General features: G+C 36.2%; 19 protein-coding genes. 11 read left to right on the top strand and 8 right to left on the bottom strand.

Going from position 1 to position 22,082, the window contains the following annotated elements; genetic code table 11:
- The first annotated feature begins 47 nt into the window (after window positions 1-47).
- The 6 genes from KG732_RS10365 to KG732_RS10340 are packed head-to-tail and all read left to right on the top strand — an operon-like array spanning window position 48 to window position 6,812.
- Entirely contained in the window at window positions 48-1,247 is a 1,200-nt protein-coding gene (locus KG732_RS10365; protein ID WP_213523309.1) for a GAF domain-containing sensor histidine kinase, read from the top strand.
- A 47-nt stretch (window positions 1,248-1,294) separates the two neighbouring features.
- A complete protein-coding gene (locus tag KG732_RS10360; RefSeq protein WP_213523306.1) occupies window positions 1,295-3,187 on the top strand; it encodes a BatA domain-containing protein in 1,893 nt (630 codons plus the stop codon).
- On the top strand, window positions 3,184-4,434 hold the full coding sequence (locus KG732_RS10355; protein WP_213523297.1) for a dihydroorotase family protein: 1,251 nt from the start codon (window positions 3,184-3,186) through the stop codon (window positions 4,432-4,434). Before KG732_RS10360 ends, KG732_RS10355 begins: the two co-directional genes overlap by 4 nt.
- On the top strand, window positions 4,427-4,789 hold the full coding sequence (locus KG732_RS10350; protein ID WP_213523295.1) for a hypothetical protein: 363 nt from the start codon (window positions 4,427-4,429) through the stop codon (window positions 4,787-4,789). Before KG732_RS10355 ends, KG732_RS10350 begins: the two co-directional genes overlap by 8 nt.
- A gap of 5 nt (window positions 4,790-4,794) precedes the next feature.
- Window positions 4,795-5,469 (top strand): alpha/beta hydrolase, encoded by a 675-nt coding sequence (locus tag KG732_RS10345; protein WP_213523293.1) that lies wholly within the window; start codon window positions 4,795-4,797, stop codon window positions 5,467-5,469.
- Between the two features lie 26 nt (window positions 5,470-5,495).
- Window positions 5,496-6,812 carry a DEAD/DEAH box helicase gene (locus tag KG732_RS10340; RefSeq protein ID WP_213523291.1) on the top strand — a complete coding sequence of 439 codons (1,317 nt, stop codon included), beginning with the start codon at window positions 5,496-5,498 and terminating at the stop codon, window positions 6,810-6,812.
- Here KG732_RS10340 and KG732_RS10335 read toward each other — a convergent pair.
- Window positions 6,809-7,327 carry a hypothetical protein gene (locus KG732_RS10335; RefSeq protein ID WP_213523289.1) on the bottom strand — a complete coding sequence of 173 codons (519 nt, stop codon included), beginning with the start codon at window positions 7,325-7,327 and terminating at the stop codon, window positions 6,809-6,811. The genes KG732_RS10340 and KG732_RS10335 overlap by 4 nt on opposite strands.
- The gene (locus tag KG732_RS10330; RefSeq protein WP_292891435.1) at window positions 7,324-8,127 is read right to left on the bottom strand and encodes an MBL fold metallo-hydrolase; all 804 of its coding nucleotides are present in this window, start codon (window positions 8,125-8,127) and stop codon (window positions 7,324-7,326) included. Before KG732_RS10330 ends, KG732_RS10335 begins: the two co-directional genes overlap by 4 nt.
- Before the next feature lie 48 nt (window positions 8,128-8,175).
- Here KG732_RS10330 and KG732_RS10325 point away from each other — a divergent pair, with 48 nt between their 5' ends.
- Window positions 8,176-9,663: a TonB-dependent receptor gene (locus KG732_RS10325; protein WP_213523287.1), complete on the top strand. Its 1,488-nt coding sequence runs from the start codon at window positions 8,176-8,178 to the stop codon at window positions 9,661-9,663.
- Here KG732_RS10325 and bcp read toward each other — a convergent pair.
- Window positions 9,658-10,107, bottom strand: a complete 450-nt coding sequence (gene bcp, locus KG732_RS10320) for a thioredoxin-dependent thiol peroxidase (protein WP_213523285.1) — start codon at window positions 10,105-10,107, stop codon at window positions 9,658-9,660. The two genes, KG732_RS10325 and bcp, sit on opposite strands and share 6 nt — an antisense overlap.
- A gap of 37 nt (window positions 10,108-10,144) precedes the next feature.
- Here bcp and nth point away from each other — a divergent pair, with 37 nt between their 5' ends.
- Window positions 10,145-10,804: an endonuclease III gene (nth, locus tag KG732_RS10315; protein ID WP_213523283.1), complete on the top strand. Its 660-nt coding sequence runs from the start codon at window positions 10,145-10,147 to the stop codon at window positions 10,802-10,804.
- A gap of 226 nt (window positions 10,805-11,030) precedes the next feature.
- On the opposite strand, the gene KG732_RS10310 is transcribed toward nth, so the two are convergent.
- Window positions 11,031-11,177, bottom strand: coding sequence for a hypothetical protein (locus KG732_RS10310; RefSeq protein ID WP_213523281.1), 147 nt, complete (start codon window positions 11,175-11,177; stop codon window positions 11,031-11,033).
- 76 nt (window positions 11,178-11,253) lie between these two features.
- Window positions 11,254-11,838 carry a sigma-70 family RNA polymerase sigma factor gene (locus KG732_RS10305; RefSeq protein WP_213523280.1) on the bottom strand — a complete coding sequence of 195 codons (585 nt, stop codon included), beginning with the start codon at window positions 11,836-11,838 and terminating at the stop codon, window positions 11,254-11,256.
- A gap of 205 nt (window positions 11,839-12,043) precedes the next feature.
- Between KG732_RS10305 and uvrA the strand changes: the two genes are divergently transcribed.
- The 3 genes from uvrA (at window position 12,044) to KG732_RS10290 (ending at window position 17,208) form a co-directional block, all read left to right on the top strand.
- Entirely contained in the window at window positions 12,044-14,848 is a 2,805-nt protein-coding gene (gene uvrA / locus KG732_RS10300; protein ID WP_300980432.1) for an excinuclease ABC subunit UvrA, read from the top strand.
- A gap of 108 nt (window positions 14,849-14,956) precedes the next feature.
- Window positions 14,957-16,033 (top strand): magnesium/cobalt transporter CorA, encoded by a 1,077-nt coding sequence (gene corA / locus KG732_RS10295; protein ID WP_213523278.1) that lies wholly within the window; start codon window positions 14,957-14,959, stop codon window positions 16,031-16,033.
- 614 nt (window positions 16,034-16,647) lie between these two features.
- The gene (locus tag KG732_RS10290; RefSeq protein ID WP_213523276.1) at window positions 16,648-17,208 is read left to right on the top strand and encodes a hypothetical protein; all 561 of its coding nucleotides are present in this window, start codon (window positions 16,648-16,650) and stop codon (window positions 17,206-17,208) included.
- Between the two features lie 146 nt (window positions 17,209-17,354).
- Here the strand turns inward: KG732_RS10290 and KG732_RS10285 are convergent, their stop codons facing one another.
- The 3 genes from KG732_RS10285 to KG732_RS10275 form a co-directional block, all read right to left on the bottom strand.
- The gene (locus KG732_RS10285) at window positions 17,355-18,611 is read right to left on the bottom strand and encodes an aminotransferase class I/II-fold pyridoxal phosphate-dependent enzyme (protein WP_213523274.1); all 1,257 of its coding nucleotides are present in this window, start codon (window positions 18,609-18,611) and stop codon (window positions 17,355-17,357) included.
- Between the two features lie 207 nt (window positions 18,612-18,818).
- Entirely contained in the window at window positions 18,819-19,859 is a 1,041-nt protein-coding gene (locus KG732_RS10280; RefSeq protein ID WP_213523272.1) for a PLP-dependent cysteine synthase family protein, read from the bottom strand.
- Between the two features lie 113 nt (window positions 19,860-19,972).
- Complete coding sequence (locus tag KG732_RS10275; RefSeq protein WP_213523270.1) at window positions 19,973-22,024, bottom strand: S9 family peptidase; 2,052 nt, start codon at window positions 22,022-22,024, stop codon at window positions 19,973-19,975.
- Window positions 22,025-22,082: the final 58 nt, after the last annotated feature.

Here is a 22,082-nt window from a genome sequence, read left to right as displayed (position 1 = left end):
CAGAATATTTAGTAAGTTTTGTTAATTTTGATGCTTTCTGCCTTCCAATGACCAAAGCATCCTTACATCCTCGTGAAAACGAACGTCTTGCCTATTTAGAATCATTTCATATCGATGCTAAACGAGTAAAAGTGCTTGATCAACTTACGGAGTTTGCCTGTAAGCTCACTGACGTCCCAAAATGCCTAATTGCAATAGTCGGCAAAGATGAAGTGTGGTTCAAATCTCAAAAAGGGTTGCAGCTCGATAATCCTTCTAGAGAATTAAGTTGGTGCGCTCATACGATAGCTAGCGACCACAATTTTTTTTATGTCGAAGATGTGCATGAAACTTCAAGTTTTAATAACGCTACCTTTTTAAAAGAAAACTCCACTATTAGATTTTTTGCAGGAGTACAATTAAAAGACAAACAAAATTTACCTCTAGGTACCGTTTGCGTACTTGATGATCGACCTCACAGATTAAGTTCAGAACAAAAGAAATCTTTGAAGATGATTGCTGATCTTATCATGCAGCAACTTAAGCTTAACAAAACAAATATAGAACTCAAAAAAAAATCTAAGCTGTTAGAAGAAAATAATGAGATGTTAAAGAATTTTGCTAGAGTCGTATCACATGATATGAAAATGCCTTTAGCAAGCATGATACTTACTACTGATCTTCTATCAGAAAAATACAACGAGAGTTTAGATCTCCATGGTAAACGTTACCTGCACTCTATTAAAGAAACAGCCTTTTCTATGAGTGATTATATAGATAATATTTTGAATCATTATGAAAGTGACCAATTAGCCATAGAGGATAAAGAAGAGTTTGATATGTATTCTATTATTGAAAAAGTAGAAGAAATGGTAGGACTTCGAGATGATATACAACTCATATTTCCGGAAGAAAATATGATCCTTAATAGTAACAGCACAGCTTTTGAGCAAATATTATTAAACCTCATTGGCAACAGTATTAAATACAATACTCAAGATACTATTATTATAAAAATTACGGCAAAAAAAACAACTAAGTACTATAAATTTAGCATTACAGATAATGGTATTGGTATTCCAAAAGATAAACAAAAAGATATTTTTAAATTATTTACCACTTTAAACCAAACCGATCGAACTGGCAAAAAAGGTAATGGCATTGGTCTTTCGACGGTTAAAATACTTGTTGGCAAACTAGGCGGAACCATCAAGTGTAAATCGAAAATCAACTCTGGAACAACTTTTACATTTACCGTTAAAAAATAAGGGCTTTTTTATGCAAAGGCAGTATCTTTGATTTGCAAATAGAATAGATGTTATTTAAAAACCCAATAATACTTTACGGTCTATTTTTTCTTATAGTTCCTATTATTGTTCATCTTTTTCAGCTTAGAAAGTTTAATAAAGTATCCTTTACTAATGTTGCCTTCCTTCAACCTTTAATCACTACAACTAGAAAAAGTCGCCTGCTTAAAAAATGGCTGATTTTGTTAGCTCGTTGTGCGGCTGTCACTTGCATGGTACTGGCTTTTGCACAACCTGTTGTGCCAGAAAGCGATGCTACTACACAGGAAAAACAAACTGCTATTTATCTGGACAACTCTTACTCCATGGAATTAAAAGGTAAGAATGGAGCTTTATATAAAAATGCAGCCACCCAGCTACTAGAAAAATTACCCGCAGATAAAGTATTTACTCTATTTACCAATGATAACGTCTTTACTAATACCAATAAACAGAAGATCACAAATGAGCTGCTTTCTAATAATTATTCCACCCAAGTGCTCTCCTTTGATCAAGTGCAACTTAAAGCCGCTTCCTTACTGCAAAATAAGAATGCTGCTAAAGAAATTATTCTCATATCTGATTTTCAAAAAAATCCAGGAAAACCATTTCCAGAACCTTTACAAAATGTAACAAGAGAACTTGTAAAGGTAGCCCCACAAGAAATTAATAATATCTCCATCGATACCGTTTTTATAATGAGTCAATCGGGTAAAAACATAAAAATTCAAGTGGAATTAAGTGCTAATTATAAAGTGGGACAACCTGTAACCTTATCATTTGAAAACAATACTATTTTAATAGCAAAAACCTCGGTGCTTATGGAAAATCAGTCTGGCACAGCTCATTTTGAAATGGAGATCGATGAGCCTATAGATGGTAAAATCTTTATAGATGATAATGGAATCTCCATGGATAACGAGCTTTTTATAAGTACGCCTAATAAGCAAAAAATTAACGTTTTAAGTATCAATGGGTCCGACTCTAATTTCCTTGACCGACTTTATAATGGGGATGAATTTGAATACATCAGCGTGGCAGAAAGGGATATCAATTATAATTTAATCAAAAATCAAAACATCGTTATCCTTAATGAGTTGACTGATATTCCATTAAGTCTTAGTAATGAGTTAAACAAATTAACTGCTAGTGGTGGTTACTTGGTTGTTATTCCAGCACAAAATTCTTCTGGATATCAACACATAGGCCTTGGTGGACTAGAATACAACGGTTTTTCAAAAAAGGTTACTGAAATTAATTTCAATCATCCCTTGTTTAAAGGTGTTTTTAATAAGCAAGTTTCCAACTTCCAATACCCCAACGTAACTAGCGTTTTAAAAACTACCAACGCTATAGATCCTATACTTAAATATGACGATGGAAGCAGCTTCCTCTATAAAGACAACACTACTTATTTTTTTACAACAAGCCTTAATTTGGAAAACAGTAACTTTCAAAATTCACCCCTAATTGTTCCTGTTTTTTACAACATGGCGGTTCATGCGTTACCGATTTCACAATTGTATTACGAACTCGATGAGCGCAATAACATAGCCGTAAATACCAACCAAAATGGCATTTTGAGCCTTGCAAATGATTCATTTGAAGTAATTCCAAGACAGCAGGCTTTTGATAGTTATGTACTCATTGCTACTGGTGACGAGTTGTTCAAACCAGGAACCTATATGGTAAAAATTAAAGAACAAAAGATCTCCAAACTAAGCTTCAATAACAAGCGTCAAGAGAATAAGTTAGTATATTATTCAACTGCTGATTTAGGAAAGGACCTTTCGGAATCTATTGATGAATTACTTTATAAACTCACTAAGGAAGAAAATGTCCTTTCTTTGTGGAGATATTTTGTTATGGGAGCTCTATTCTTTCTAATTTGTGAATTATTGATTTTAAAGTTTGTGAAATGATACTACTTAAAAACGTGATTATTGTAAATGCCAGTTCTGATTTAAACGGCAAAAAAAGAGATCTACTCATTAAAAATGGGAAGATTGAAAAAATAGGCCTTTCTATAAAAGAAGAAAGTGCCAAAATCATCGAGACTGCAAATTTGCATGTTTCCATTGGTTGGATTGACACAAGTGTCAGTCTAGGAGAACCAGGTTTTGAAGAACGACAAACACTAGAGAACGGAGTTAAAGCAGCGGCAGCAGGCGGATTTACTACCATTATGTTGAACCCTAATAACCAACCCAACCCTCAAGATCAATCGGGAATCAAATATTTGAAAAACGTTACTGCACATCAGGTCGTAAGCGTCCTGCCAGTAGGTTCTTTTACCTTAAACCAAAATGGAGAACACCTTGCCGAATTATATGATATGCAAGAAGCTGGAGCGGTTTCCTTCTACGACTACAAGCATGAAGTAACTAATGCCAACCTGCTAAAGGTAGGCTTGCAATACGCATCCTCCTTTAATGCTGTGGTGCAATCATTTCCGCAAAATAAAGACATCGCAGGAAAAGGAATGGTCAATGAAGATATCGTGACTACCAACTTAGGACTCAAGTCCATGCCTAGCCTGGCCGAAGAGCTTCAGATAGCGAGAGATTTAAGAATCGCAACCTACACCAATGGAAGGTTACACATTCCTACCGTAAGCACCGTAGAAGGTTTAAAATTGATCAAAAAATATAAGAAAACTGCTAAAAATGTCACCTGCAGTGTTTCCATTCATCATTTGAGTTTATCAAGTAAGGAATTAGAAACTTTTGATGCAAACTTTAAAATTCAGCCTCCACTAAGAGAGGAGAAAGAAGTAAAACGGTTACAAAAATTTCTTGCCTCAGGGGTGATTGACGTCGTTACTAGCGATCATGTACCACTAACTATAGAACACAAAGACCTAGAATTTGACCATGCCACTGCAGGAACTATTGGTCTAGAAACTGCATTTGGTATATTAAATCAATTGACAGACCTTACCACCACCATTGAATTGCTGACCAAAGGCTATAGCATCTTTAATCAAGAAATACCAGAAATAAAAGAAGGGCAAATAGCCAATTTGACCCTATTTGAACCAGATACCAGCTATAACTTTGAAAAAAGTCATATTGTTTCTACTTCTAAGAACTCTGCATTTTTAGGAAAACCCATGAGAGGATCGGTTGTTGGAATCATCAATAATAAAAAGGCCCTTTGGAATGAATGAGAATCCACCCGCTAAAAGCCTTGCTACACTTGCTTATGCCAGTGCTGTATTTTTATACCTGCACTTAATGGTGTTTATAGCTGTTTTTGGGGTAGCCATTATACTTAATTATAACAAAGGTAATAAGTTTGCGTCATTCCATATCAGACAAATGTTTGGTATAGCCATCGTTGCGATAATAGTTTCTGTATTTGCCGATAACATTCCTAAAGACCAGCTGATACTGCCGCTGTTGATTATTACTTTAATGGTATTGCTCGCCCTATTAGGCTTGATAAGTACCCTGCGCAATCAACAAGCTTTATTGCCATTTATAGGGAAGTACTTTCAGAAATGGTTCACATTTATTAAATAATAACGTTGCATACATCACTTACATTATCCCACATCACGCGACCTGCTCGCAAGGAAAATGCCCCATTGCTTCTGCTACTTCACGGTTATGGCAGTAATGAAGAGGACCTTTTTTCCTTTGCGCCAGAGATAAGTGAAGACATTTTTATAGTTTCAGTCCGAGCCCCTTATGATATGCCTCCACAAGGAGCTGCATGGTATGCCATCAATTTTGATGCTTCTGGAGGTAAGTTTAGCGATGACAATCAAGCTAGAGAAAGCATGTTAAAGATTACTGATTTTATAGAAGAGTTAAAGGCCACCTACTCTATTGATCCTAATAACTTGAATGTACTAGGTTTTAGTCAAGGTGCGATTCTTGCTTATGGATTAAGCCTTTCGCATCCGGGATTATTCCGTAACCTAGTGGCAATGAGTGGTTACATCAATGAAGATTTAATTGCAGGGAGAGCTGGATTAGAAGCACGCTTTCGCGAAAGCGAGATCCAAACCAACTACTTCATTTCTCACGGAACCATGGATCAAGTCATCCCTTTTACATGGGCAAAACAGGCCCCGCTGCTTCTAGAAGAAATCCATGCCGATTATGTATTTAAAGAATACCCCATAGGACACGGTGTTTCTAGAGATAATTTTTACGACATGAAGCAGTGGCTCGAGAAACGAGTTTTAGGCCAGTAAATTAGCTGATAATTAAAAAGTGATCCATGAATAATTCTATCAAATCTCAACAACAAATTCTGGATAAACTAGGGATTGTTTCTTTAAATGACATGCAATTGCAAGCGCATGATGCCATAACTAATCATAGAGATACTCTGATTATTTCTCCTACTGGAACCGGTAAAACACTGGCGTTTCTTCTTCCTGTAATTGAATTATTAAATCCAGAGCTTACAGAAGTTCAGGCTCTAATTTTAGTGCCTTCTCGCGAGCTTGCCATTCAAATAGAACAAGTGATTAGAGAAATGGGAACTGGTTATAAGGCAAATGCTATTTATGGCGGCCGTTCTGGAACAAAAGATAAGGAAGATTTGAAACACACCCCTGCTATGCTAATTGGAACTCCAGGAAGAATAGCCGATCATTTACGCAGAGAATCTTTTGATCCCTCTTTTATTAAAACATTGATTCTTGACGAATTTGATAAGTCTTTAGAAACTGGGTTTGAAAAGGAAATGAAAGAAATTTTAAGCGCATTGCCCAATGTAGGACGTAACATTCTCACCTCTGCTACTTTTAAAGTAGCTGTTCCAGAATTTGTTGGATTGAAGGATCCCCAACTATTGAAGTTTGAAAAGAAGACGGATAGCGTACTCCAAATTAAAACAATGGCTTCTGACTCTAAGAACCGCTTTCTGAATCTAGAACAAATTATTGCCCGTACCAATAATGGGAATGGGATCATTTTTTGCAATTTCAAAGATTCTATTGAAGAAGTGAGCGAGTTTCTAAAAAGCCGAGATATTTCTCATTCTGTTTTTTATGGCGGACTCGAACAAAGAGATCGCGAGCGTGCCCTAATTAAATTTAGAAACGGAACTCATCAATTACTTTTAGCGACAGATCTCGCCGCCCGTGGGATCGATGTGCCTGAATTAGATTTTATTATTCACTACGAACTTCCATTCCACAAAGAAGAATTTACCCATAGAAATGGTCGTACTGCAAGAATGCATGCTAATGGTACGGCTTATGTTTTGCACAATAAAAAACACCCCCTCCCAGACTATATAGGAGAAAGTACCCCTTTAGAATATGGAGAGCGATTAAAAGTTATGCCTCAACAAAAGTGGGAAACACTCTTTATTTCAGGTGGTAGAAAAGATAAAATCTCCAAAGGAGACATCGCGGGATTGTTCTTTAAACAAGGTCATCTAGAAAAAAACGAATTAGGAGAAATTGAATTGAAGCAAGATTGTGCTTTTATCGCAGTACCATTTGAAAAGGCTTACGATTTAGCACAGCGACTTAATAATAGTAAAATTAAGAAGAGAAAAGTTAGAGTTTACCGATTGGATTAATTGTTGGTATTCTTATCAAACAACAAGGCTTTGATTGTTTCTAGCTCTACTTCTTTCTTCTCATTGATATCATAGCGTATCAACACATCACCCCAGCGATCGTTATCCGTAAAGTTAGCGAGCACCCATTTATGATTGATAAACTTAGTGTCATTGATTCTAAAACCACGTCCTTGACCTATATAAGGAACTAATGGGTTACCACCTTCCTTGATATTGAGTTCTAACAATTGATCTCTAACCAGTGATTCAACTTCAGAAGGTTCTAAACCTAGGTTGTACAAATAATTTTCTGATTCTGGATTTCCTTTTAAGGAAAAAACAGCATTTTCGTAATCGGCTTTTACTTCTGTGGACAGTGCTTCTTTACGCTCTTGATCTGTTTCATAAAGCTCTTTTCTAAGACTTTGCACTTGGTCCTCTAATTTTTCTTGGTATTTTCTGCCATTCACATAAATGACTAGTGCAATTAAAGAGGCAAAAATGAACAGGTATAAATAAAAACTTTTTATCAATTTGATCTAATTTCAAGGTTATCGTATGCCAAAAATACGTTTTCAGGAAGTGTTTTTTGTACTTCATCGTGAAAACCTAAATGATGACTTATATGTGTAAAGTAAGTACGTTTAGGTTGCAATTCCCTTACTAATTCTAGAGCTTCTTTTAGATTTAAATGTGTGGCATGAGTTTCTTTTCGCAGCATATTGAGAATAAGAACATCTAGATTTTTAAGTTTTTTCTTTTCGTCGGCAGTAATCGTTTTCACATCGGTCATGTACGCGACATCTGCTATTCTATAACCATGTACAGGGATGTAACCATGATCTGCCAGAATAGGAATTACTTCAACACCTTCAATTTCAAAAGATTCCTTTTCAAATTCATACACATCTAAGGTGGGAACACCTGGATATTTATCTACTGTAGTAAATATATAACTGAAACGTTCCTTAAGAGCCTTATGAACTCTAGAAGTCATGCAACAAAGAAGATTGCCCTGACGAAAATAAAACGGCCTCAAATCATCCAAACCCGCTGTATGGTCAGCGTGCTCATGAGTAAAAAGCATCGCATTAATGTTAGAAACATTTTGCCGTAGCATTTGCTGGCGAAAATCTGGACCGCAATCGATAATAAAACGTTTGTTATTTATTTCAAACATAGCACTCACTCTAAGGCGCTTGTCCTTAGGGTTATTACTCAAACACACTGGATGTGAGCTGCCTATAACAGGAATTCCTTGTGATGTACCAGTTCCTAAAATCGTAATTTTTACCTCCATAATTGTTTTATAAAAGTATTGATATTTTTTCATTAAAGTAGGGTTGTTTGCTACCTTTGTATCAACACCAAAATATACAAAATGGGTTTAAGCTTACCAGGAGATCACGATTTTGAATCTGTTCCTTCCTTAAAAAACAAAGTCCTTAGAATTAACTTGAATCGCAACATTTACGGAACCTTTGCTGAAATAGGCGCCGGACAAGAAACAGTTAGGCAATTTTTTAGAGCTGGTGGCGCATCTGGTACTATTGCAAAAGCAATGAGTGCCTATGACAAAGATTTCTCAGATTCTATATATGGTTTGCAAGATGATGGACGCTACGTCACCGAGTCTCGATTAGTGAAAATGCTGGATCATGAGTCCAATCTTATTGAAGAAAGACTGTCTCGAGAGAAGCATCCAGAAAAATTATTCTTTACTTATGCTAATACTGTAGCGACTATTGACTTTGCCAAGAGATACTTGGGCCATGGTTGGGTAGGAATAAGATTCCAAGCTTCCCCAGAAGAGGACTACTCAGAGATTATTTTACATGTGCGTTTTAAAGAACGCGATGCTAGATTACAGCAAATTACATTGGGTATTTTGGGTACCAATTTGATATATGGTGCCTTTTATAAACACGATAACCCAAGAAAATTATTAGAGTACCTATACGATCATATCGATAAGGATAAGATCGAGATTGACATGATCAATTTTGCTGGTCCTCGTTTTGAGGAAGTAGATAATCGCCTGATGAGTTTACAACTTCTCAAACATGGAATGACAGAGGCGGTGATGTTTGGTCCTGATGGCAATAATATTTTAAGTGCACGTATTCTTTATAAAAAAAATGTGCTGGCCCTACGAGGCAGTTTCCGTCCAGTAACCAAAGTAAATATGGACATGTTCGAAACTGCTCGAAGAAGGTTCTTAAAATCAGGTACAGTTAAAGAAGAAAATGTAGAAACCGTATTTGAAATCACTCTTTCTAATTTAAGAGCTAGTGGAGAAATTGACGAAAAAGACTTTATGCACCGAGCAGAGCTGCTTTGTTCTCTTGGGCAGACCGTAATGATTTCTAACTTTAAAGAATACTATAAGCTAGTAGAATACTTTAATAACTATACTAAAGAACGTATAGGACTTGTTATGGGAGTTAACAATTTAATTGAAATTTTTGACACTAAATACTATACCCACCTCAGTGGTGGTATTCTGGAAGCTTTTGGAAAACTTTTCTTTAAAGACTTAAGGGTGTACTTATACCCGATGCTAGATGCTGAAACTGGAGAACTCACAACAAGCGATAACTTAAAAGTACATCCACGTATGAAAGAACTTTATAAGTTTTTTAAATACAATGGGAAATTAAAAGATATAGAAGACTACAATCCTGATATTCTTCATATTTTTTCTAGAGAAGTACTGAGAATGATCGAAGCTGGTGAAGACGGTTGGAAAGAAATGTTGCCCGAAGGAATTCCTAATTTGATGGAAAAAGAAAATCTCTTCGGGTGCAACAATAAGGAGCAAAATTCTAAGAAAGATACCACTCCTCATACAGAGGACCTGCCTTTATAAAATTTGAGCTGTGTGATCTTTGGTGTTCACCTTTTGAATAACATCAGTGATCACGCCGTTTTCATCTATTACAAAAGTTGTCCGGTGAATGCCATCGTATTCTTTTCCCATAAACTTCTTTGGACCCCATACTTGAAAAGCTTTTAACAAGGTGTGTTCTTCATCTGCTAGAAGGTCGTATGGAAGTTCGTATTTAGTCTGAAAGTTCTTTTGTCTTTTAGGACTGTCGGCACTTGCTCCTAAAATCTCGTAGCCGCTTGCGCGAAAACGATCTACATTATCCCTTAAGTTGCATGCCTCAGCGGTACAACCTGGTGTACTTGCTTTAGGATAAAAGAATAAAACCAGCTTCTTACCGGCAAAATCCGACAAAGAAACTGTTTGTTCATCTTGATTAAGAATTGAAAAATCTGGAGCCTTATCTCCTACTTTTAATGTAGTCATATCGTATTTTTGAATGAATTAAAGTATAAAGATAAGAATGAACAAATCAGAAAAAGTTGCATTTGTCATAAAAAAACTTGGCGAGTTATATCCAGAAATTCCCATACCCTTAGATCATAGCGATCCGTACACCTTGTTAATAGCTGTATTATTAAGTGCACAGAGCACAGATGTGCGTGTTAACCAGATTACACCACTCTTATTTGACAGAGCAGATAATCCTTATGACATGGTACAACTGAGCGTAGGAGAAATACGTGAGATCATCAAACCTGTGGGACTCTCCCCTATGAAAGCCAAAGGGATCCATGGACTTTCTAAAATTCTCATTGATAAACACAATGGCATTGTTCCTAGAACTTATGAGGAATTAGAGGAATTTCCCGCCGTAGGTCATAAAACTGCTGCTGTTGTCATGGCCCAATCCTTTGGAATACCAACTTTTCCAGTTGATACACACATTCAAAGACTAATGTACCGTTGGAACCTCTCTAGTGGAAAAAATGTCGTGCAAACAGAAAAAGATGCTAAAAGACTCTTTCCAGAAGAAATATGGAACGACTTACATCTTCAAATCATATGGTACGGTCGTGAATATAGCCCAGCACGTGGTTGGGATTTAGAAAAGGACATCATTACAAAAACCGTAGGAAGAAAATCGGTACTCGATGCCTATTATAAAAAGTTAAAGAAATAGAAAACCTGTAAAGAAATTCCCTGAAAATAAGCTAGCATCGCATAGTTATTGTAACAAATCCTTGATCAATCATACAGGCCACAACACAAATTTTTAAAATTGATAAGCAGCAGAACATCCCACTACTTTTGTATAAAAACTAGCATAAAAAGAAAAACCCATCCTCAGTAGCTTTGAAAATGGGTTTTCGAACTGAAAACAAATATTGATACCAGGCTGAAGTATATCAATTGTTAAGTGTTTCAAACGTCATGTTCTTATATCTTGTAACACTTAATGCTTTTGAAAAGTCCAGTAAAAATTTTACCGTCTCTTCTTTAGGAACCATAGGTTTTACGGGTTCAGGAAATGATTCATTGTAAAGTTGTGCCATGTTGTAAGTAAGTTTAGTTCTGAATTAAACGTACTTTTAAAGACTATAGTATAGGAATCTATTAAAAACCTTAAAATTATCTTGTTAAGATGATCTGGTTCTTATCAATTACCTTGCGTAAATTAATGAGTGCGTAGCGCATTCTGCCTAACGCCGTATTGATACTCACGTGGGTTGCAGCTGCTATTTCCTTAAAAGACATTTCTTTAAAAATACGCATGACAAGAACTTCTTTTTGATCTTCGGGAAGTTCTTCGATCAAACGTCTGACATCTTCATGCATTTGGAAGGTGATCATTTCGTATTCCATACTTTCTTCTCCGTCACTAATCACATCGAAAATATCAAAATCATTACGAGATTGAAATTTAGGCATGCGCTTGTTGCGTCTAAAGTGGTCAATAACCAAGTTGTGAGCAATACGCATCACCCAAGGAAGAAACTTTCCTTCCTCATTATATTTTCCCTTTTTAAGGGTACGTATTACCTTAATGAAAGTATCCTGAAAAATATCCTCAGAAATATCACGATCCAATACCTTGGAAAAAATAAAGTTATAGATTCTTTGTTTATGACGAATGATAAGGACTTCAATACCTTTTTCATTTCCCTCTAGGTACTGCCTTACTAATACAGCATCTTGTACGTTTTCTAATTTCATAGTATAACAACTTTGGTGACCTCAGAATAGGTGTCTTTGATCAGATTTTAAAGTAATGTTATACTATAGGCAGCGGGTTTTTCACTATTAAAAGATAAATATAGGAACATTTATTCCATTAATACAAAAACTAATAACGTTTTTTAACATTTAAATCACTATAAACGATTCTTTGAAGGACGATCTCCCTAGTATATTTGTATCTATGCCAGAAACTAAATTGTTTGCCAATATTGACCAGTTGAGCCCTAAAGAAAATATTCTTATCAAAGGTGCCGAGCTTCATAACCTTAAAAGCCTAGACGCTGTCATTCCACGCAATAAGCTAGTTGTTATCACTGGTTTGTCTGGAAGCGGTAAGTCTTCTCTGGCTTTTGATACCCTTTACGCCGAAGGTCAACGTCGTTATGTAGAGAGTCTTTCTTCCTATGCCAGACAGTTTTTAGGCCGCTTGAACAAACCAAAAGTAGAATACATCAAAGGAATCGCACCTGCAATAGCTATAGAGCAAAAGGTGAATTCTACAAATCCGCGATCTACAGTGGGGACGACTACCGAGATATATGATTACCTTAAATTATTATTTGCCCGTATAGGACACACTTATTCACCTATCTCTGGCGATGAAGTAAAAAAAGATACGGTTAGCGATGTCGTTAAATATGTAAAACAACAAGAAGAAGGTTCCAAATTATTGCTTACTACAAGGCTTATTGTAAAAGGAAAGCGCGATATCTCAGTACAATTACAAGTACTCCAACAACAAGGCTTTACCCGTATCAAAATTAACAACAGCGTTCATAGAATGGATGAAGAAAATTTATCCTATTCTAACAAAGACGAAGTAAAAATAGTAGTGGATCGCATCATTGTCCGTGATGATGAAGATTTCTATAACCGACTAGCAGACGCCATTGATACTGCCTTCTTTGAAGGAAAAGGCATCGCTTTTATAGAACACCTAGACGGCAGTAAAGTCCGGGAGTTTACTAATAAATTTGAATTGGACGGCATAGAGTTTTTAGAACCTAACCCGCATTTATTTAGTTTCAACAATCCGTACGGTGCTTGTCCTAAATGTGAAGGCTATGGTGATGTCATAGGAATAGATGAAGAATTGGTTATTCCCAATACGGCTCTATCTATCTATGAACAAGCCGTTTTCCCTTGGCGCGGTGAGAGTATGTCTTATTACAACAACCAACTCATAAAGAACGCTGACAAATTTGATTTTCCTATTCATAGACCTTGGTTTGAATTAACCGAGAAGCAAAAACAGCTGGTTTGGGACGGAAATAAATATTTTGACGGTTTACATTCCTTTTTTGAAGAGCTCGAAGCGAAAGCTTATAAAATTCAAAATCGCGTGATGCTTTCCAGGTACCGTGGTAAAACCAAATGCAGCAATTGTAATGGGGCACGTTTGAGAAAGGAAACCAACTTTATAAAAATAGCCGGAACCACAATCACCGAATTAGTCACCTTACCTATAACAGATTTGGCCCGCTTTTTTAAGAATTTAGAACTTAGTGATCACGATCAACAAATTGCCAAAAGACTACTTATTGAAATCACTAACCGACTTAGGTTCTTATCTGACGTAGGTTTAGATTATTTGACTTTAAATCGCAAATCTAACAGCCTTTCTGGTGGAGAATCACAACGTATCAACCTAGCAACTTCATTGGGAAGTAGCCTAGTAGGTAGTATGTATATTCTAGACGAGCCTAGTATAGGATTGCATCCACGAGATACCAAGCGTTTGATCAAAGTACTAAAAAATCTACGCGATCTAGGAAATACCGTGATTGTTGTAGAACATGATGAAGAAATCATGCAGGCGGCTGATCAGATAATCGATATAGGTCCAGAAGCTGGAACTCACGGAGGTGAGGTGGTTGCCGCTGGATCACTTGCCGAAATATTAAAATCGGATAGTCTCACGGCAAAGTATCTGAATGGATCTATGGAAATTCCGCTTCCGCGAAAGCGAAGGTCGCACAAATATTATATAGACATTATAGGTGCTCGACAGAACAATCTTCAAAATATAGACGTGCGTTTTCCTCTTGGTGTTTTAACCATGGTTACCGGAGTTTCAGGCAGTGGAAAATCCACTTTGGTAAAGCAAATTTTATATCCTGCACTTTTGAAAAAGTTGGGGGGTTATGGAAAAAAAGCAGGGCAGTATAGCGAAATAAAAGGAAGGTTTGAAAATGTAAAAACCGTAGAGTTTATTGATCAAAATCCAATAGGTCGCAGTTCAAGATCCAACCCAGTAACTTATATCAAAGCTTATGACGACATCCGAAACATATTTGCAAATGAAAAAGTAGCTAAAATTAGAAACTATCAACCTAAACATTTTTCATTTAATGTGGATGGAGGTAGATGTCAAACCTGCAAAGGAGACGGTGAAGTCACTATTGAGATGCAATTTATGGCAGACGTAACTTTGAAATGTGAAACTTGTAATGGCAAACGTTTCAAAAAAGAAATCTTAGAAGTGAAATTTCACGATAACAATATCGACGATATCCTTAATCTAACCATCAATGACGCCATTGCCTTCTTTGACAGTAAAAATCAAGCGAAAGTCACTAAAAAATTACGACCGCTTCAAGACGTAGGTTTGGGATATGTGACCTTAGGACAAAGTTCTTCTACCCTCTCAGGTGGTGAAGCACAACGCATCAAACTAGCTAGCTTTTTAGTAAAAGGAACCACCTCTGATAAGACTTTATTCATCTTTGATGAACCTACTACTGGATTACATTTTCATGACATCAATAAACTACTAGACAGCTTCAATGCATTGATTGATAAAGGACACTCTGTCATCGTTATAGAGCACAATATGGACTTGGTTAAATGTGCCGACCATGTTATTGATCTCGGACCAGAGGGTGGAAAAGCTGGCGGAAAACTTGTCGCTGCTGGAACACCAGAAGAAATAGCCCTCATAAAAAATAGTTATACCGCTCCCTATGTCGCAGAAAAATTAAAGTAATTGGACGTATCCCTACTATAGTATTGCAAATCCGTTAAAGAGCTTGTTGGAATAGTTCCCTTTAAACTTCATACATTTGATTAAAATGGAATTCTAATCTACCTGCTCATGAGAAAATCCAATTTAAGATTGCGACGCAAGGCAACTCCTAAGTCTAGAAATAGTGTGTTTCAGCCACCTGGAACGATTTCATATGTAGGAGAAGACCGAACCGGTGCTGTAACTACTGAAACCATTTTGTATAACGAGACTCATTTTTCGAAACAAGAGGGAATCTTTTTAGATCAGTTAAATGAAGATCGCGTCAATTGGTTCAATGTGGACGGGGTTCATGATATAAATTTATTAGAAAAAATAGGAAGTAAGTTCCATTTGCACCACTTACTTTTGGAGGATATAGCCAATACCACTCAACGTCCTAAAACTGAATTCTACGATAATTACATCTATCAATGCATCAAAATGATCTCTTATGACGCAGAACATCATGAGCTCGTAGAAGAACAGGTGAGTATCATTCTTTCTCAAGGTTCTGTAATAACTTTTCAAGAAAAAACAGGTGATGTATTTGAAAATATTAGAGAACGTATTGAAAATAGCCGTGGTCGCATTAGGTCAGTAAAAAGTGATTACCTATTCTATGCCCTTATTGACAGTATCATAGATCATTATTTTATTGCCATTGAACAAATAGGCGATTATTTAGACCAACTAGAGGATGAAGTCTTTGATGACCCACAGAAAGATTCTTTGAATAAAGCACAAAAGAACAAAAGGATGTTGCTGCAGTTGCGACATGCTATTTTTCCATTAAGAGAGTCCATTTCTAGACTTTTAAAAGAAGATAATACTCTTATTGACACTCGTACTCATGCCTATCTGCAAGATGCTTACGACCACTGCATTCAGATCATTGAAACCGTTGAGACCTACCGGGAGATCAACGCTGGATTGCGCGATATGTACCTTTCTAGTGTTAGTCACAAAATGAATCAGATCATGAAAGTACTTACTATAGTATCTTCAATATTTATCCCTATGACATTTTTAGCGGGTGTTTACGGAATGAATTTTGAACACCTGCCTGAGTTAACTTGGCAACATGGATATCAATATTTTTGGATAGTTAACGTTATTATCTTTATAAGCCTTATCATCGTTTTTAAATGGAAAAAGTGGTTGTAGTGAGTATGCCTTTCTAATTATTTGTAGCCTAATATCTTGATAGCTTTACTAGTGTTATGAAAAAATTACCGAATTGTAATTTTTATAACAAAATAGATCAATGTAGTTGGAAGCTTACATTTTTAATGACGGTACTGATAACGCTGTTGGCTCATTAAAAATAGGATCATTGCAACTTAGGCCCTCGGCATACTTGCTTCAAAAAATAAATTAAGTTGAGACCCATCATCTAATAAAACAACCTATTGAAAGAATATAGTACGTATCATATATTTTTAAACGACATAAATTTCTTTACTACGTTAACCAGTTCCTTTAGACACCCTTTCGGTACCGGCATCATCTCCTAGGACTCCTACATCAGAACAAAAAACATCATAACGATAGAAATGAAATTAACTGAATTGCTTTTTATTTCATTATGCATGCATAATAGTTTGGCACATGTATTGATATTGTAACAGTTAAGTGATATAAAGTAATTTTCATAAAGTTTTTTTGGTTGGTTGGTTAGAAGTCCTAAGGTGTTATTTATAGACGGCTTGGGACTTCTTTTATTAATAAACTTTATAGGATATCATCAATCAAAGTAAATAAATTTATATTTTAGACAAATGAAAAAATGGCCTGTAATCGCACTCCTACTGGTTTTAGTAAACTGTAAAACAACACCTAAGGAACACACTATAACCTTAGCGCCTTATGTGGAAGAAATCAAAAAAGAACTGATATTTCCAGATGATTTTTTAGGCATCTATAAAGGAGACCTAATGAACACGACAAGTAATGGAATAGAAATCATTCCAATGGAGTTTCATCTTCTCCCCACAACTGATCATTTAAAATACGATTATAAAATATATTATGGAGCCGAAAGATCAGAAAGAGCCTACACATTAATTCAGACAGAAAACCCTAACATTTATGAACTCGATGAAAATAACGGTATTTTACTACCTGTAGCTTATTCTAAAAACACCTTATTTAGCACTTATGAAGTTGCTGGTAATTTATTACAAAATAGCGAAGTTTTTTACCAAGACCGTATGGATTTTATGATTACTATGTCAGTATTAAAGAATAAAGAAAAAACAGGTGAAGCTGCGGGATATGAAGTCGTTAGTTATCCCATTAGCGTCGTGCAGCAAGCATCACTATATAAACTAACGCCTTAATAGACTATAGCGTAAGTAAGGAATGTATTTTATCAAACCAAAAGTCGAGATTACAAAAGAATCATTGCTTAGTTATTTTAAATAAAAAAGCTCTGCAAAAAACAGAGCTTTTAACCATTTATATCTATACTTATTTGATGTCCTAGTTATGCAAAAGCGGCAGCTACACTTGCGCTAAGTCTTTTATAAACACCACTATCTAATCGCTCACGTATTCCTTCAAATGCGGTTAACGTTTCCTCAATGTCTTGCATGGTATGAGAAGCAGTAGGGATCAATCTTAATAAGATTAATCCTTTAGGTATTACCGGGTAAACAACAATAGAACAGAATATCCCAAAGTTTTCCCTCAAGTCTTTAACCAAAGCCATCGCTTCTGGGATGCTTCCTTTCAAATAAACAGGAGTTACACAGGACTGTGTGGTGCCTATATCAAAGCCTCTGTCTTTTAAACCATTTTGTAGTGCATTTACATTTTCCCATAACTTTTCCTTAAGCTCTGGCATAGTGCGCAACATATCAAGACGTTTTAAAGCTCCTACCACTAATTGTGATTGTAGAGATTTTGCAAACATTTGAGAACGTAAATTGTACTTTAAATAATCGATAATTTCTTTATCAGCTGCTATAAAAGCACCTGTACTAGCAAGAGATTTTGCAAAAGTGGCAAAATAAACATCGATATCATCTTGTATGCCTTGCTCCTCTCCTGCTCCAGCACCAGTTTTACCTAAGGTACCAAAACCATGTGCATCGTCCACAAAAAGACGGAACGTATACTTTTTCTTAAGGGCAACTATTTCTTTTAATTTTCCTTGCTCCCCGCGCATTCCAAAAACGCCTTCAGAGATTACTAGAATCCCCCCACCGGTTTGCTCTGCAATTTTAGTGGCGCGTTGCAAGTTTTTTTCTATACTTTCTAGATCGTTATGTTTATAGGTAAATCGTTTACCTTGATGTAAGCGTACCCCATCAATAATACAAGCATGCGCATCTACGTCATATACAATGACATCGTCTTTACCAACCAACGCATCTACAGTAGACATGCAGCCTTGATAACCGAAATTTAATAAATAGGATGCTTCTTTATTGACAAATGCTGCTAACTCATTCTGCAGTTGTTCATGTAAGTCTGTATGACCACTCATCATGCGTGCTCCCATAGGGTAGGCACTACCAAATTGAACTCCAGCCTCTGCATCAACTTTTCTTACCTCAGGATGATTAGCAAGTCCTAAATAATCATTGACACTCCAGGTAATCACTTCTCTACCATTAAAATGCATGCGGTTCGATATAGGACCTTCTAGCTTTGGAAATACAAAATATCCTTCAGCTACACTAGCCCATTTGCCTAGCGGGCCTTTGTCTTTGTAAATTTTATCAAATAAATCTTTCATAAGAATGTTATAACACTGCAAAGATACAATTCTAAACACAATTGAAACATTCCTTATGCGTGCATAATAAACAAGTTGATAACAATAATCTGTTGATAAATAGGTGGTTATCCAAATATGGGCGGGTTAATTTTTAAGAAAACCAATAAAAGAACCCCTATATTTCTGTAATACAAGGGTTTATGATATGTTAAATCTTTGTCTAACCTACTTGATGTATTCTATGTGTTGCTGAGTAGCCGTTGATTTGGAATCAAAAAAACCTTGATCCTGCATCCATTCATCGTTATAAATCTTACTCATATAACGAGAACCATGGTCTGGAAAAATAACAACCACTTTAGAGTTTTCATCAAACTCTCCTGAAGCAGCCAATTGTTTTACTGCTTGCATAGCCGCTCCACTTGTGTACCCTACAAATAAGCCTTCTGTTTGTGAAATTTGACGTGCCATATGCGCAGCATCCTCATCTTTAACTTTAGTAAAACTATCGATCACCTCAAAATCAGTAGCAGTAGGAATCAAGTTCTTACCCAAACCTTCAATAAGATAAGGATAAATCTCCTCTTTATCAAATTCTTGTGTCTCGTGATATTTCTTAAGAACGCTACCATAGGCGTCAACCCCTAGAATTTTAACCTTCGGATTTTGCTCTTTTAAGAATCTTGCAGTACCTGAAATAGTTCCTCCTGTTCCACTACAAGCCACTAAATGGGTGACTTCCCCAGCAGTTTGATTCCATATTTCAGGACCTGTAGATAAGTAGTGTGCCTCTGTATTCAGGTCGTTGAAATATTGATTGATGTAAATACTGTTCTTAATTTCATCATGAAGACGTTTTGCTACTTGATAATAACTACGTGGATCATCTGCACTGACATTAGCGGGACAAACATAAACCTTTGCTCCCATAGACTTTAACATGTCTATTTTATCTGCGCTAGATTTTGAACTTACCGCAAGAATACAGTCGTAACCCTTGATACGGCTTACCATCGCAATGCTAAAACCCGTATTTCCAGAAGTAGTTTCTATTATGGTATCGCCTGCCTTTAGAATCCCTTTGCGTTCTGCTTCTTCAATGATATGAAGTGCTATACGATCTTTGGAAGAATGCCCTGGATTGAAAGCCTCTACTTTAGCGTAATAACTACCTAGAAATGTTTCTACTGACTTAGAAAGTTTTATTAAAGGGGTTTCTCCTATTAATTCCAGTACATTATTATACGCTTTAATGTTGTCGCTCATATGTTGGTTTTTGCTTGGAACTTTTAGTTTTGTTTTCAATTTTAAAAAACCTGACTAAAAATTCTGTGTGCATCACTTTTAACTTAAAACTTGACAAATCTACATAAAAAAATCTAGCCGTTACTATTTTCAAGGTCTAACAGAAAAGCAAAATCTACAGCTACTTCTTTTAGAGCATCATATCTTCCAGATGCGCCACTATGCCCACTGGAAAGGTCTGTTTTAAATAGTATTAAATTGGAATCCGTTTTAAACTCTCTCAACTTAGCTACCCATTTAGCAGGTTCCCAATACTGTACTTGTGAATCGTGATAACCTGTAGTCACTAAAATATTCGGATAATTCTGGGCGATTACTTGATCATAAGGGGAGTAACTCAACATATAATCATAGCTCTCTTTGATGTTGGGATTTCCCCATTCATCGTATTCTCCTGTGGTAAGTGGTATGCTATCATCTAACATTGTAGTAACTACATCTACAAAAGGAACAGCACTTAAGATTCCCTTATATAAATGTGGCGCCATATTTACAATTGCTCCCATTAGTAAACCGCCTGCGCTTCCTCCGGAAGCATAGAGATGATTGGAAGTCGTGTAGTTTTCTTTGATTAAAAACTCACTACAAGCTATAAAATCGGTAAACGTATTACGCTTTTTAAACATCTTCCCTTCTTCATACCATTGCCTACCTAAGTACTCCCCACCTCTAACGTGTGCAATCGCAAATATAAATCCACGGTCCAGCAAACTCAGCCTAGAAATAGAAAAGTAAGGGTCGATGGTGCTCCCATAACTCCCGTAGCCATACTGCAGCAGCGGATTCCCATCAGCTTTTTTCAAATCCTTCCTATACACCAAACTGATAGGGACCTTAACACCATCAGAAGCAGTTGCCCATACACGCTCTGATATATAGTTTTCAGAATCAAAATTGGGATCCTCTATATGCTGCGTTTTTAAGATCACCTCTTCCCTAGTTTCCATGTCAAATTCGATAACCGATGGAGGCAAGGTCATCGAGTTATAATTGTAGCGTAACTTATTGGTCTTGAACTGGAAATTAGCACTGGTAAAAGCGGTATAGGTTTCGTTATCAAAGGGTAAAAAGTAATCTACTGTATCGTCCCAGGACTTGATTCTAATACGATTCAAGCCGTTAAAACGATCTGAAATAACAACGTATTTCTCAAAAAGATCAAAATCTTCCAGTAGCACTTCTGGATCATGTGCAATAAAATCTTCCCAATTTTCCATCTCTGGTGTTGCTATGGCAGTTCTCATGATTTTAAAGTTGGTGGCTTCATCTTTATTTGTCATGATATAAAAACTATCTTGAAAATGAGACACGCTGTATTCCATTTTTGGCTGGCGTTCTTGAACCATCTTAAAATCACTGTGCGGTAAATCTGCGTCTATAAAACGCACTTCATCAGATAGCGTAGAAGATGATTTAATCATAATAAAACGCTCTGACATGGTTTTGTAAACAAAACAATTGAAGATTTCATCTTTCTCTTCAAAGATCATCTCGTTAGAAGAAGCTGGATGACCTATTTTGTATTTGAAAATCTTATTAGCACGTAAAGTTTGTTGATCTTTACGTGTGAAAAAAAGTGTTGTATTATCGTTTGCCCAAACAGATCCTCCAGTTGTGAATTCTAAATTATTTTTAAAGGTTTCACCTGTTTCTAGATTCTTTATATGGATCGTGTATTCTCTTCTGCCTTTAGTATCCACCGCATAGGCAACTAGCTTATTATCTGGTGATATATTTAAAGAGGTAAGCTTATAAAAATCATGACCAATAGCCATTTCATTGACATTAAAAAGCAATTCTTTCTCCTCGCTACCGTCTTTACGCCTGTAAAAATAAGGATAGCTCTCACCTGTTTCCATTTTACTGATGTACCAGTACCCATTTAATAGGTAAGGAACAGACTCATCATCTTCCTTAATACGAGACTTGATTTCCTTAAAAAGAATTTCTTTTAAAGTTGCTGTATGCTGCGTACTTGCATCGTAATACTCATTTTCCTTTTTTAAATAATCAATAACTTCAGGAGCATCACGCGCTGTCATCCAATGGTAATTATCAATTCGTTGATGTCCATGCATGTCGTGAACGTGGGTAATTTTCTTTGCAATAGGTGCCTGATGAGCCATAAAAATCTTTAAGTTTAAAAGCGCCGCAAGATATAAAATTGCATTCCATTTGTTACTA

This window comes from Nonlabens sp. (assembly GCF_018401815.1).
Lineage (GTDB): Bacteria > Bacteroidota > Bacteroidia > Flavobacteriales > Flavobacteriaceae > Nonlabens.
The sequence above is the reverse complement of the archived record's forward strand: the minus strand, read 5'-3'. Positions and strand labels throughout refer to the sequence as shown.

What these genes read in the sequence shown, in the direction of transcription:
- KG732_RS10365 (WP_213523309.1), top strand. Translation starts at nt 48, where the DNA reads ATGACCAAAGCATCCTTACATCCTCGTGAAAACGAACGTCTTGCCTAT.
- KG732_RS10360 (WP_213523306.1), top strand. Translation starts at nt 1,295, where the DNA reads ATGTTATTTAAAAACCCAATAATACTTTACGGTCTATTTTTTCTTATA.
- KG732_RS10355 (WP_213523297.1), top strand. Translation starts at nt 3,184, where the DNA reads ATGATACTACTTAAAAACGTGATTATTGTAAATGCCAGTTCTGATTTA.
- KG732_RS10350 (WP_213523295.1), top strand. Translation starts at nt 4,427, where the DNA reads ATGAATGAGAATCCACCCGCTAAAAGCCTTGCTACACTTGCTTATGCC.
- KG732_RS10340 (WP_213523291.1), top strand. Translation starts at nt 5,496, where the DNA reads ATGAATAATTCTATCAAATCTCAACAACAAATTCTGGATAAACTAGGG.
- KG732_RS10330 (WP_292891435.1), bottom strand. Translation starts at nt 8,127, where the DNA reads ATGAAAAAATATCAATACTTTTATAAAACAATTATGGAGGTAAAAATT.
- KG732_RS10325 (WP_213523287.1), top strand. Translation starts at nt 8,176, where the DNA reads ATGGGTTTAAGCTTACCAGGAGATCACGATTTTGAATCTGTTCCTTCC.
- bcp (WP_213523285.1), bottom strand. Translation starts at nt 10,107, where the DNA reads ATGACTACATTAAAAGTAGGAGATAAGGCTCCAGATTTTTCAATTCTT.
- nth (WP_213523283.1), top strand. Translation starts at nt 10,145, where the DNA reads ATGAACAAATCAGAAAAAGTTGCATTTGTCATAAAAAAACTTGGCGAG.
- KG732_RS10310 (WP_213523281.1), bottom strand. Translation starts at nt 11,177, where the DNA reads ATGGCACAACTTTACAATGAATCATTTCCTGAACCCGTAAAACCTATG.
- KG732_RS10305 (WP_213523280.1), bottom strand. Translation starts at nt 11,838, where the DNA reads ATGAAATTAGAAAACGTACAAGATGCTGTATTAGTAAGGCAGTACCTA.
- uvrA (WP_300980432.1), top strand. Translation starts at nt 12,044, where the DNA reads ATGCCAGAAACTAAATTGTTTGCCAATATTGACCAGTTGAGCCCTAAA.
- corA (WP_213523278.1), top strand. Translation starts at nt 14,957, where the DNA reads ATGAGAAAATCCAATTTAAGATTGCGACGCAAGGCAACTCCTAAGTCT.
- KG732_RS10290 (WP_213523276.1), top strand. Translation starts at nt 16,648, where the DNA reads ATGAAAAAATGGCCTGTAATCGCACTCCTACTGGTTTTAGTAAACTGT.
- KG732_RS10285 (WP_213523274.1), bottom strand. Translation starts at nt 18,611, where the DNA reads ATGAAAGATTTATTTGATAAAATTTACAAAGACAAAGGCCCGCTAGGC.
- KG732_RS10280 (WP_213523272.1), bottom strand. Translation starts at nt 19,859, where the DNA reads ATGAGCGACAACATTAAAGCGTATAATAATGTACTGGAATTAATAGGA.
- KG732_RS10275 (WP_213523270.1), bottom strand. Translation starts at nt 22,024, where the DNA reads ATGGCTCATCAGGCACCTATTGCAAAGAAAATTACCCACGTTCACGAC.